This is a genomic window from Massilia sp. 01N410 (genome assembly GCF_056399665.1).
On the sequence record NZ_JBFTRV010000004.1, the window covers coordinates 139137 to 151079 of the forward strand.

Genomic DNA, 11943 nt, shown 5'->3' on the forward strand with positions numbered 1-11943 from the left:
TCAATTGCAAGGGGTTTACCCGTCAATTCAAGCGTGCGGACCGATTGCCGGCACTCGCCTATACTAGGTAAAGTATCAAAAAAACAACTACATAGCCACCAATCCATTCCTTTAGCTGATAAGCAATCCAATGGCACCGCCGTTTTCCAAGCCTGCCGTGCTGGTCGTCAAACTGGCTTTACTGCTCATCCTCGGCATCGCCGTGGCGGCGGTGGCGGTGGCACGTTGGGAGATGACGCCGCGTAACGGCATCTACGAACCGGTCAACCAGCCGATCGCCTTCAGCCACAAGCACCACGCCGGCGACGACGGCATCGATTGCCGCTATTGCCACACCTCGGTCGAAAAATCCGGTTTCGCCGGCATGCCCTCGACCGGCATCTGCCTGAGCTGCCACTCGCAGCTTTTCCTCGATTCGCCCGCGCTGGCCCCGCTGCACGAGAGCGCGCGCAGCGGCCGGCCGATCCACTGGGTGAGGGTGCACGACCTGCCCGACTTCGTCTATTTCGCACACGATATCCACGTGAACAAGGGCGTCGCCTGCGTCGAATGCCACGGCCGCGTCGACCAGATGCCGCTGACCTGGCGCACCGCCACCCTCGAAATGCAGTGGTGCCTGGGTTGCCACCGCACCGCGCCGCAGCACGTCCGCCCGCTCAGCAAGGTGCTGTCGATGGCGCCGCAGCGGCCGCTGACGCCGGAGGAAGTGCGCCAGCTCGACCGCCTGTACCGCCTGCGCAGCACGAATGCGCTGACCAACTGTTCGACCTGCCACCGATGAAAAGAACCGGCCATCCCGTCATCCCCATCCACGGCCACGATCACGATCACGATCATGATCACGGCCAGGACGAGCCGTCGCGGCGCCGCTTCCTGAAGCTGATGGCGGCTTCCGCGGCGCTGGCCGGCGCCGGCTGCAGCGGGCCGCCGCCCGAGGCCATCGTGCCCTATGTGCGGATGCCGGAGCAGGACGTGCCGGGACTGCCGCTGTTCTACGCCACCGCCTTCGTCCGGCGCGGCTTCGCCCACGGCGTGCTGGTCGAGACCAATATGGGCCGGCCGACCAAGGTCGAGGGCAATCCCGAGCATCCCGTCAGCGGCGGCGCCACCGACGTCTTCGCCCAGGCCTCGATCCTGCAGATGTGGGATCCGGACCGTTCGCAGACGGTGCAGCAGGGTACGGAGCTGTCGAGCTGGTCGGCCTTCGAGGCGGCCCTCGAAGCGCGCCGCCCGCGGTTCGCGCGCGACGGCGGCGCCGGCCTGCGCGTCCTGAGCGGCCCGGCCACCTCGCCGACCCTGGCGGCCCAGCTGGCAGCGCTGCAGAAGAAGTATCCGGCGATGCGCTGGCACGCCTGGGATCCGTTGCACGACGACGGCGCCGCGGCCGCCTCCAGCCTGGCCTTCGGGCGTCCGCTCGACACCCTGTACCGGCTCGACAAGGTGGCCGTGCTCCTGACCCTGGACGCCGACCTGTTCGGCGCCGAGGGCGGGCGGGGCGGCAGCCTGGCGCATGCGCGCGCCTTCACCGCGCCGCGCCGGCTGGGCGCCAGCGTCGCCGCCAACCGCCTGTACGCGATGGAGTCCACGCCGACCCTCACCGGTGCCTACGCCGACGAGCGCCTGGCGCGGGCGCCGCACGAGATCGAGGCCTCGCTGTGGCGCATCGCCGGCCTGCTGGAAGCGGCGCCCGGCGGCGGCACCGCGCCGGATCCCGCCGTCGCGCGCTGGGAGACGGCGGTGGCGATGGCACTGCGCGGGGCGCGCGGCCATGCGCTGGTGGTGGCCGGACCGAGTTTGAGCCCGGCCGGCCGCGCCCTGGCCCACCTGCTCAACCAGCGCCTGGGCGGGCAGCAGGGGCCCATCGCCCATATCGAGCGGGTGGCGCTCGGCGCGCCCGAGCATGGCGCCACGCTGGCCGGACTGGCGGCCGACATGCAGGCCGGCAGGGTCGACACCCTCTTGATGCTGGACACGAACCCGGTCTACACCGCGCCGCCCGCACTCGGCTTCGCCCAGGCCCTGCGTCGCGTGCCGTTGAGCGCCCACCTCGGCCTCTACCGCGACGAGACCGCGCGCGAGGCCGGCTGGCACCTGCCGCTGGCGCACGGCTACGAAGCCTGGAGCGATGCCCGCGCCATCGATGGCACGGCCAGCATCGTGCAGCCGCTGATCGCGCCCCTGTATGGCGGACGCTCCGCGCACACGGTGCTGGCGACCCTGCTGGGCGAGGGCAGCCGCGACGGCCTGGTGCTGGCGCGCGCCGCCTGGCAGGCCGCGCGTCCCGAACTGGCCGGCCCGGCCTTCGACGCCTTCTGGCGCGAAGCCCTGCGCCGCGGCCTGGTGGAGGGCAGCGCGGCGCCGGCGGTGACGGTGCGCGAGGTGCCGCCGGTGGACATGCCGAAGCTGGAAACGCCGCCGCTGGTGGCGTGCTTCGTGCCCGATCCGGCCGTCGATGGCGGCGAGTTCTGCAACAACGCCTGGCTGCAGGAGCTGCCGCGGCCGCTGACCTCGCTCACCTGGGACAACGCCGCCCTGATCGGTCCCGCCACCGCCAGGCGCGCCGGCCTCCTCGATGGCGGCGTGGCCCGGCTGACGGTGGACAGCCGCAGCATCGAGGCGCCGGTGATGGTGCTGGCGGAGCAGGCCGAGGGCGTGGTCACGCTGCCGCTCGGCTACGGGCGCAGTGGCGCCGGCTCGGTCGGCAATGCGGTCGGCTTCGACGCTTACCGCCTGCGTCCCCAGGCCGCGCTGGGCGGACCGGTGCCGCTGCGGCTCGATGCCACCATGGGCGGCCATGTGTTCGCGCTGCGCCAGCGCGAGGTCGACATGCACGGGCGCGATCCGGTGAAAGTGGCGCAGGCCGGGGCGAAAGCCGCGCCGAAGAACCGCGAAGAGCAAGAGGGCGGCAAGACCTCGCTGTATCCGGAGTACCGCTACGACGAGTACAAATGGGGCATGGCGATCGACCTCAACGCCTGCATCGGCTGCGCCGCCTGCACCGTCGCCTGCCAGGCCGAGAACAATATCCCGGTGGTCGGCAAGGAAGAGGTGATGCGCGGCCGCAGCATGCACTGGATCCGGGTCGACCGCTACCGTCTCGGTGCGCGCACCTTGTTCCAGCCGGTGCCCTGCATGCATTGCGAGCATGCGCCCTGCGAAGAGGTGTGCCCGGTCGGCGCCACCGTGCACGACGACGAAGGCCTGAACGTCCAGGTCTACAACCGCTGCATCGGCACCCGCTTCTGCTCGAACAACTGCCCCTACAAGGTCCGCCGCTTCAACTTTCTGCAGTATTCGAACCAGAAGCTCGAGAGCCTGAAGGCGCTGCAGAACCCGGAAGTGACGGTGCGCCGGCGCGGGGTCATGGAAAAATGCAGCTACTGCCTGCAGCGCATCACGCGCGCCCGCATCGACGCCGAGAAGCAGGGCCGCCGCATTGCCGATGGCGAAGTCGTCACCGCCTGCCAGGCGGCCTGCCCGACGACGGCGATCCACTTCGGCGACCTGAACGACCCGCGCAGCGACGTCCTGGCGGCCAAGTCCTCGCCCTTCGACTACGCCCTGCTGCAGGAACTGAACACCCGGCCGCGCACCAGCTACACCACGCGCCTGATCAACCCCGACCCGGAGCTGGAATGAGCGCGCCGCAGCCCAGGTCCCGCGACACCCCGGAACTGCGCGCCGGCTGGGGCTATGCCGACGTCAGCGACAAGATCGCCGGCATCGTCCTGTCCGGGACGTTCGGCTGGAAGTGGTGGAGCGCCTTCCTGGTCGCCTCGGCCGGCGTGATGGCGCTGCTGGTGGCGGTCAGCTGGCTGCTGGCGAAGGGCATCGGCATCTGGGGCGTCGACATCCCGGTGGCCTGGGGCTTCGCGATCGGGAACTTCGTCTGGTGGATCGGGATCGGCCACGCCGGCACCTTCATCTCGGCCGTCCTGCTCCTGCTGCGCCAGCGCTGGCGGACCTCGATCAACCGCTTCGCCGAGGCCATGACCCTGTTCGCGGCCAGCATCGCCGGCCTGTTCCCGATCCTGCACCTGGGCCGGCCCTGGTTCTTCTACTGGATCGTGCCCTATCCGAACGTGATGAACGTGTGGCCGCAGTGGCGCAGCCCGCTGGTGTGGGATTTCTTCGCGATCGCCACCTACCTGCTGGTGTCGCTGATGTTCTGGTACGTGGGCCTGATTCCCGACCTGGCCACCCTGCGCGACCGCGCCGGCGCGCGCGGGCAGCGCGGGGCCCAGGTCGCCTACGGCCTGCTGGCCCTCGGTTGGCGCTTTGATGCGCGGCATTGGGCGCGCTTCGAGAAGGCCTATCTGCTGCTGGCGGGGCTGGCGACGCCGCTGGTGGTGTCGGTGCACACCATCGTGTCGCTCGACTTCGCGGTCGGGAACACGCCCGGCTACCACTCGACCGTGTTCCCGCCTTATTTCGTGGCCGGGGCGCTGTTCTCGGGCTTCGCGATGGTGCTGACCCTGGCGATTCCGCTGCGCGCGGCCTTCGGGCTGCAGGACTTCATCACCGGACGCCACCTGGCGAATGCCGCCAAGGTGCTGCTGGCGACCAGCTGGATGGTGGGCTACGGCTACCTGTCCGAGATCTTCACCGCCTTCTACAGCGGCGACAAGTACGAAACCTACATGACGATCAACCGCTGGGTCGGGCCGTATGCGCCGGTCTACTGGAGCATGCTGACCTGTAATATCGTGCTGCCGCAGATCCTGTGGTGGCGGCGCGTGCGCCAAAGCGTGCCGGCCCTGTTCCTGCTCAGCCTCGCGATCAACTGCGGCATGTGGATGGAGCGCTTCCTGATCGTGGTCTCCTCGCTGCACCGGGACTTCCTGCCATCGAGCTGGGGCATGTTCTACCCGACCCGCTGGGACTGGATCACGCTGTTCGGTTCGATCGCCTTCTTCGTCTGGCTGTTCCTGCTGTTCGTGCGCTTCCTGCCCCTGATCTCGATGGCCGAGATGCGCGAGCTGGTGCGCGACACCGCGGAGGGCAAGAAATGAGGCAAAAACCGAGCCGGGCAGTGTACGGCCTGCTGGCCGAATTCCCCAACGCGGACAGCCTGTGCGCGGCGGCGAAGGAGGCGAGGGCGCACGGCTACACCCAGGCCGAAGCCTACAGCCCGTTCCCGGTCGAGGGCCTCGAAGAAGTGCTCGGCACCCGGCGCAGCTGGGTCGCGCCGGCGACCCTGATCGGCGGCGTGCTGGGCGGCGCGGCCACCTATTTCCTGCAGTGGTATGCGGCCGTGATCGACTACCCGATCAATGTCGGCGGCCGGCCGCTCCATTCCTGGCCATCCTTCATTCCGCCGACCTTCGAGCTGACCATCCTGGGAGCGGCGGTGGCGGCGGTGCTGGCCATGCTGATCCAGAACGGCCTGCCGCAGCTCTATCACCCGCTGTTCGAGGTCGAGGAATTCGAGCTGGCCAGCCGCAACCGCTTCTTCCTCTGCCTGCCCGCCCACGACCCTGTGTTCGCGCCGGGCCCGGCGCGCGATCTGCTGGAAGGCCTGCATCCCATGCTGCTGCGCGAGGTGCCGGCATGAGATTCCTGCCCGGCCTCCTGTTGCCGCTGGTCTTGCTGGCTGCTTGCGAACGGGCCAAGCAGGACATGTACGACCAGCCGCGCTACAAGACCTTCGCCGCCAGCACCCTGTTCCCGGACGGCGCCTCGGCGCGCATGCCGCCGGCCGGCACCCAGCCGCGCGCCCGCGGCGCCTTTTCCGACAGCACCGGCGGGCGCAAGGGCGGCACCGCCGTGCAGGAAGACATCGCCGCCGAGACTGCGCAGACGAATCCCTATCCGGTCGACCTGCGCCTGCTGGAGCGGGGCCGCGAGCGCTACATGATCTACTGCCTGCCCTGCCACAGCCCGGTGGGCGACGGCGACGGCCTGGTGGTGCGGCGCGGCTTTCCGGCGCCGCCGACCTATCACCAGCCGCGCCTGCGCGAAGCCCCGGACCGCCACATCTACGAGGTGATCACGAATGGCTACGGCGTGATGGTGCCCTACGCCGACCGCATCGAGCCGGCCGACCGCTGGGCCATCGTGGCCTTCATCCGCGCCCTGCAGCTGAGCCAGAACGCGCCGGCCGACGGCCTGCCGCCGGATATCCGGGCCAAACTGGACGCGCAACCCGAAACTGCCGCCGCCGCCGGAGCTACGCCATGAGCCGCACCGTGCTCGCGATCGCCGCCGTGGCGACAGCCGCCGTGCTGGCCCTGATCGGCTGGCGCATCGACCTGCGCGCACTGCTGGCGGGCTACCTGGTGCTGTGGTGGTTCGTCACCGGCGCGCTGCTGGGCGGGCTGGCGAATGTCTGGCTGCACCAGCTCACCGGCGGCGACTGGGGAGAAATCATCCGCACGCCGCTGCTGCGCGCGGCGCGCTGGCTGCCGCTGGCCTGCCTGCTGTTCCTGCCGGTGCTGGCCGGCATGCATCTGCTCTATCCCTGGGCCGGCGCCGGGCCGGTGGCGCCGGAAACCGCCTTCCGCAAGCTGTGGCTGAGCCCCGGCTTCTTCGTGGCGCGCAGCCTGGCCTACCTGCTGCTGTGGAGCGCGCTGGCCTGGATCGAATTGCGCGCCCGCCACCGTTCGGCTGGCCGCGCCGCCGCCTGCCTGCTGGCCTTCGTCTTCTCGAGCGGACTGGCGTCGGTCGACTGGCTGATGTCGCTGCGGCCGGAATGGTATTCGAGCGTGTTCGGCTGGCTGACCGGCACCGGCCAGATGCTGAGCGGGCTGGCGCTGGCGGTGCTGCTGATCGACAGGGAGGCCGCGCGCCAGCGCCTGCCGGACTTCGGCAACCTGCTGGTGATGTATGTGCTGACCTGGGCCTACCTGGCCTATGTGCAGTTCCTGATCATCTGGTCGGCCGACCTGCCGCGCGAGATCTCCTGGTACCTGCTGCGCGCCACGCCGGGCTGGAAGGCGGTGGCCTGGACCCTGGCCGTCGTGCACTTCGCGGGGCCGCTGCTGATCCTGCTGTCGCGCCATGCCAAGCAGGCGCCGACGATGATGGGGGGACTGGCCGCGCTGCTGCTGGCGGTCCACCTGCTCGATTGCTGGTGGCTGGTGCTGCCCTCGGTGACGGGCCTGACGGATCACTGGACGTGGCTGGCGCCGCTGCCGGTGCTGGCCGGCGTCCTGCTGGCCTGGCTGGCCTGGCGCGGCGCGGAGACGAAGAGGAGGGCGGCCCATGCCTGAGAGCGAAGACAGCGGCATCCACGTCCGCGCGATCCGGCGCGGGGCGCTGGCGATCGCGGGCGGCATCGTGTTCGCGGTGGCGGGCTCGTGGTGGCTGCTGCACAGACTCGGTCCGGTGGCGAACACGGCGAAGCCGCCGGCCGCGATCCCGGCGCCGCGCCTGCAGCCGGCGCCGCAGGACGAGCGTGCGGCTTACTTCGCGGAAAAAGAGAAGCGCCTCGGCAGTTACGGCTGGGTCGACCGCCAGGCCGGCGTCGCCCACATTCCGCTGGACGAGGCGATACGGCTGATGGCGGCGCGCCGGCAGCAGGAGAGCAAGCCATGATCCGCTTGTTACGCTTGCTACGGCTGCTGGTGGCGGCCTGCTTCATGCTGGCGCTGTGCCGGGGGACGGCCGGCGCCCAGGCCATGCGCCTGCCGGCCCAGCCGGCGGCGGATTTTTCGCCGGCGATCGGCACCCGCCTGCCGCTCGACGCCATGCTGCGCGACGAAGCCGGCCGGCCGCTCCGCCTGGGCGAGCTGTTCGGCGCCGCGCCAGTGGTGCTGGTGCCGGGCTACTACAGCTGTCCGAACCTGTGCAGCACCCTGTTCGAGGGCGTGCTGCAGGCCCTCTCGCTGGGCGGGATGGCGGCCGGCAGCTACCGCCTGGTCGGCTTCTCGATCGACCCGCGCGACGGCGCCCAGGCAGCAAGCTCCAAACGCCAGGCCTATGCTTCCCTGCTGCCCGGCGGCGCGGCCGACCTGCGCATGCTGACCGCCGATGCGCCGGCGCTGGCGCAGATCGAGGCGGCGCTGGGCTACCGTGCGCCGCGCGACCAGGAGACGGGGGAATTTGCCCATGCCGCCGGCTTCGTGGTGGTCGATGCCGGCGGGCGCGTCACGCAATATTTCCCCGGCGTGCGCTTCGATCCGGCCGCCCTGCGCACGGCGCTGCAGGCGGCTCGCGATGGAGGTATCGGCAGCAATAGCGGCAGCGGCGCGGCCTCCCTCGGCGAACGCCTGCTGATGCTGTGCACCCATTACGACCCGGCGCTCGGCAGGAACAGCGGCGCGGCGATGGCGGCGGTGCGCGGCGGCGTGCTGCTGGCCTTGCTGGGCCTGGGCGGCTGGCTGTGGCGCCGGCGCGGCTTCGATGCCACGAAGGAGGGCAGGCCATGACGGTGCCTTTCCACCTGTTGCCGGCCGACGGCGCCGCGTCCGCCACCCGCCTCGACAGCCTGGCGCTGTGCCTGCTGCTGCTGACCGGCGCGGTGGCGCTGGGCGTGCTGGTCATGATGATCGTGTTCTGCGTGCGCTACCGCGCCCGCTCCAAGGCCGACCGCAGCCACGTGCCGTCCAGGGACCTGCCCGTGGAAATCGCCTGGACCGCGATCCCGATGCTGCTCTTCCTCGGCCTGTACGCCTGGGGCGCGATCGACTATGCCGCCCTGTACCGCCCGGATCCCGCCGCCACGCCCGTCTTCGTGGTGGCCAAGCAGTGGATGTGGAAGGCCGAGCACCGCAACGGCCGGCGCGAAGTGGGCCAGCTGCACCTGCCGCTGGGGCGGCCGGTACGCCTGGTGCTGACCTCGCAGGACGTGATCCACAGCTTCTTCGTGCCGGCCTTTCGCATCAAGCAGGACGCGGTGCCGGGGCGTTACACCTCGATCGGCTTCACGCCCAGCAAGGCCGGCGAATACGAGCTGTTCTGCGCCGAGTACTGCGGCACCGAGCACGCCATGATGACGGGGAAGATCGTGGTGCTGCCGCCCGCCGAGTACGGACGCTGGCTGGCCGAGGGCCCGCGCCAGCCAGGCATGGCCGCGCGCGGCTTCGCGCTGTTCCGCCAGTACGGCTGCAGCGGCTGCCACGCCGCCGGCTCGAGCGTGCACGCGCCCGACCTGACGAACCTGCTGGGACGCCGCGTGCACCTGCAGGACGGCCGCGAGATCATCGCCGACGAAGCCTACGTGCGCGATTCCATCTACCTGCCGCGCAAGGACGTGGTGGCGGGCTACGAACCCATCATGCCCTCGTTCGCCGGCCAGATCGGCGAGGAGGACCTGCTGGCGATCATCGAATACATCAGGGAGAGCGGACATGACCCGTCCACAGAGCGACCTTAGCCTGATCGAGGAAGACGACACCCGGGCCGGCCGCAGCTACCTGTCGGAAGGCTGGACCCTGGGCTCCTGGCTGGGCACGCGCGACCACAAGCGCATCGCGCTGCTGTATGCGGTGTCGATCACGCTGTTCTTCTTCCTGGGCGGGATCGCGGCGGCCCTGATCCGCCTGGAGCTGGCCACGCCGCAGGGCGACCTGGTCAGCGCCGACACCTACAACAAGCTGTTCACCGCCCACGGCGTGATCATGGTATGGCTGTTCCTGATTCCCTCGATTCCCTCGGTGCTCGGCAACTTCCTGATGCCGATGATGATCGGCGCGCGCGACCTCGCTTTCCCGCGCCTGAACCTGGCCAGCTGGTACCTGTACATCGCTGGCGGCGCGATCGTCCTGTGGGCGCTGCTGGCCGGCGGCGTCGACACCGGCTGGACCTTCTACACCCCGTTCTCGACCATGTTCTCGAACTCGCACGTGGTGCTGGCCCTGACCGGGGTGCTGGTGGTCGGCTTTTCCTCGATCCTGACGGGGCTGAACTTCATCGTCACGGTGCACACCATGCGGGCGCCCGGCATGGGCTGGTTCCGGCTGCCGCTGTTCGTGTGGGCCAACTATGCCACTTCGCTGATCCTGGTGCTGGCCACGCCGGTGCTGGCCATGACCCTGGTGCTGGTGGCCGTCGAGCGCCTGTTCCAGGTCGGGATCTTCGACCCCGCGCTGGGCGGCGACCCGCTGCTGTTCCAGCACCTGTTCTGGTTCTACTCGCACCCGGCGGTGTACATCATGGTGCTGCCGGCGATGGGCGTGGCCAGCGAGATCATTCCCTGTTTCGCGCGCCGGCCCGTGTTCGGCTACCGCTTCATGGCCTATGCGATCCTGGCCATCGGCGTGATCGGCTTCCTGGTCTGGGGCCACCACATGTTCGTCAGCGGCCAGTCAGTGTATGCGGGCATGGTGTTCTCGCTGCTGTCCTTCATGGTCGCGGTGCCGTCCGCGATCAAGGTCTTCAACTGGACCGCCACCCTGTACAAGGGCCGCATCAGCTTCAGCGCGCCGATGCTGTACGCGCTCGGCTTCGTCGGCCTGTTCACGATCGGCGGCCTGACCGGGCTGTTCCTGGCCGCGCTGGCCCTCGACGTCCACCTGTCCGATACCTATTTCGTGGTCGCCCACTTCCACTACATCATGGTCGGCGGCTCGGTGATGGCCTACCTGGGCGGCATCCACTTCTGGTGGCCGAAGATTACGGGACGCATGTACTCGGAGGCCTGGGGCAGGCTGGCGGCGGTGGTGATCTTCGCCGGCTTCAACCTGACCTTCTTCCCGCAATACCTGCTCGGCTATGCAGGCATGCCGCGCCGCTACCACAGCTATCCGGAGGAGTTCCAGATGCTGCACGTGCTGTCCTCGGCCGGCGCGGTCACGCTGGCGATCGGCTACCTGCTGCCGCTGGGCTACCTGGCCTGGTCGCTGCGCTATGGCCGGCCGGCGCCGCCGAATCCCTGGCAGGCCACCGGGCTCGAATGGCAGGCGGCATCGCCGCCGCCCGTCCACAACTTCGCCCAGCCGCCGGTGGTGGCGCGCGGCCCCTACGCCTACCATACCGATTGAATCCCATGACTACGGTCAAGCAGCCCCACGCCGAGCAGTTCACCAGCCGCGAGCAGCAATCCTTCGCCGGCACCTTCGGCATGTGGGTGTTCATCGCCAGCGAACTGCTGTTCTTCGGGCCGCTGCTGTTCGGCTACCTCTACCTGCGGGTCCACTATCCCGAGGCCAGCGCCGCCGCCAGCCGCCATACCGACTACCTGCTCGGCACGGCCAACACCGCGGTGCTGCTGACCAGCAGCTTCCTGATGGCGCTGGCGGGCAATGCCGCGGAAAGCGGCCGGCGGCGGCGCGCCATGCGGCTGTTGTGGGCGGTTGCGGCGCTGGGCTTCGTCTTCCTGGTGCTGAAGGGCTGGGAATACCACAATGATTTCCAGGACAAGCTCTTCCCCGGTCCCGGCTTCCGGCCGGAGCATGGCGGCCACTTGCAGCAGATGCCCGGCATGCAGCTCTTCTTCATCCTGTATTTCGTCCTTACCGGGCTGCATGCGGTCCACCTGACGATCGGCATCCTGGTGTGCCTGGCGATGGCCTGGCGGCTGCGCCTTCCGCCGCCAATGGGGGTATCCGCCGATGCGATCGAATACGCGGGCCTGTACTGGCACTTCGTCGACGTGGTCTGGATCTTCCTGTATCCGCTGCTCTACCTGGTCGGCAGGGCGGGAGGCTAGCATGGAGCGCGATACCCGCATCCTTCGCCGTCCCCCGGTCCTGACCTGGCTGGCCTTGCTGGTCCTGCTGGCGATCAGCGCCGGCACGTCCTGGCTGCAGCTGGGCTGGATCAATACGGCGATCGGACTGGCGGTCGCCACGGTCAAGGTGGTGCTGGTGGGCCTGGTCTTCATGCGCCTGCGGGTGACCCATCCGCTGCTGCGCCTGACGGCGCTGGCGGGACTGGCCACGCTGGCCCTGCTGTTCATCCTGTCCGGCGCCGACTACGCCACCCGCAGCGAGGTGCAGGCGCCCTGGCAGCATCCATCCACGGTGGCGCCGCGCCTGGGACGCTGATCCGGCCCGGGTCCGG

12 protein-coding genes are annotated in these 11943 nt (G+C 69.6%); all 12 read left to right on the plus strand.

Annotated elements, in window-relative coordinates; translation table 11 throughout:
* Positions 1-130: 130 nt before the first annotated feature.
* The 12 genes from AC1DOP_RS07295 to AC1DOP_RS07350 are packed head-to-tail and all read left to right on the plus strand — an operon-like array spanning position 131 to position 11927.
* Positions 131-781, plus strand: coding sequence for a cytochrome c3 family protein (locus tag AC1DOP_RS07295; RefSeq protein WP_442123075.1), 651 nt, complete (start codon positions 131-133; stop codon positions 779-781).
* Positions 778-3639 carry a 4Fe-4S dicluster domain-containing protein gene (locus AC1DOP_RS07300; RefSeq protein ID WP_477250630.1) on the plus strand — a complete coding sequence of 954 codons (2862 nt, stop codon included), beginning with the start codon at positions 778-780 and terminating at the stop codon, positions 3637-3639. The genes AC1DOP_RS07295 and AC1DOP_RS07300 overlap by 4 nt, the downstream gene beginning before the upstream one ends.
* A complete protein-coding gene (gene nrfD, locus AC1DOP_RS07305) occupies positions 3636-5012 on the plus strand; it encodes an NrfD/PsrC family molybdoenzyme membrane anchor subunit (RefSeq protein WP_477250631.1) in 1377 nt (458 codons plus the stop codon). The genes AC1DOP_RS07300 and nrfD overlap by 4 nt, the downstream gene beginning before the upstream one ends.
* Positions 5009-5554, plus strand: coding sequence for a DUF3341 domain-containing protein (locus AC1DOP_RS07310; protein ID WP_442123072.1), 546 nt, complete (start codon positions 5009-5011; stop codon positions 5552-5554). The genes nrfD and AC1DOP_RS07310 overlap by 4 nt, the downstream gene beginning before the upstream one ends.
* Positions 5551-6180 (plus strand): c-type cytochrome, encoded by a 630-nt coding sequence (locus tag AC1DOP_RS07315; RefSeq protein WP_477250632.1) that lies wholly within the window; start codon positions 5551-5553, stop codon positions 6178-6180. Before AC1DOP_RS07310 ends, AC1DOP_RS07315 begins: the two co-directional genes overlap by 4 nt.
* A complete protein-coding gene (locus AC1DOP_RS07320; protein ID WP_477250633.1) occupies positions 6177-7211 on the plus strand; it encodes a hypothetical protein in 1035 nt (344 codons plus the stop codon). Before AC1DOP_RS07315 ends, AC1DOP_RS07320 begins: the two co-directional genes overlap by 4 nt.
* On the plus strand, positions 7204-7536 hold the full coding sequence (locus AC1DOP_RS07325; RefSeq protein ID WP_477250634.1) for a hypothetical protein: 333 nt from the start codon (positions 7204-7206) through the stop codon (positions 7534-7536). The genes AC1DOP_RS07320 and AC1DOP_RS07325 overlap by 8 nt, the downstream gene beginning before the upstream one ends.
* Positions 7533-8369, plus strand: a complete 837-nt coding sequence (locus AC1DOP_RS07330; protein ID WP_477250635.1) for an SCO family protein — start codon at positions 7533-7535, stop codon at positions 8367-8369. The genes AC1DOP_RS07325 and AC1DOP_RS07330 overlap by 4 nt, the downstream gene beginning before the upstream one ends.
* A complete protein-coding gene (gene coxB, locus AC1DOP_RS07335; protein WP_442123067.1) occupies positions 8366-9316 on the plus strand; it encodes a cytochrome c oxidase subunit II in 951 nt (316 codons plus the stop codon). The genes AC1DOP_RS07330 and coxB overlap by 4 nt, the downstream gene beginning before the upstream one ends.
* Positions 9291-10922 carry a cytochrome c oxidase subunit I gene (ctaD, locus tag AC1DOP_RS07340; protein ID WP_442123066.1) on the plus strand — a complete coding sequence of 544 codons (1632 nt, stop codon included), beginning with the start codon at positions 9291-9293 and terminating at the stop codon, positions 10920-10922. The genes coxB and ctaD overlap by 26 nt, the downstream gene beginning before the upstream one ends.
* A gap of 5 nt (positions 10923-10927) precedes the next feature.
* Positions 10928-11590 (plus strand): cytochrome c oxidase subunit 3 family protein, encoded by a 663-nt coding sequence (locus AC1DOP_RS07345; RefSeq protein WP_477250636.1) that lies wholly within the window; start codon positions 10928-10930, stop codon positions 11588-11590.
* 1 nt (position 11591) lies between these two features.
* A complete protein-coding gene (locus tag AC1DOP_RS07350; RefSeq protein ID WP_477250637.1) occupies positions 11592-11927 on the plus strand; it encodes a cytochrome C oxidase subunit IV family protein in 336 nt (111 codons plus the stop codon).
* The last annotated feature ends 16 nt before the right edge of the window (positions 11928-11943 follow it).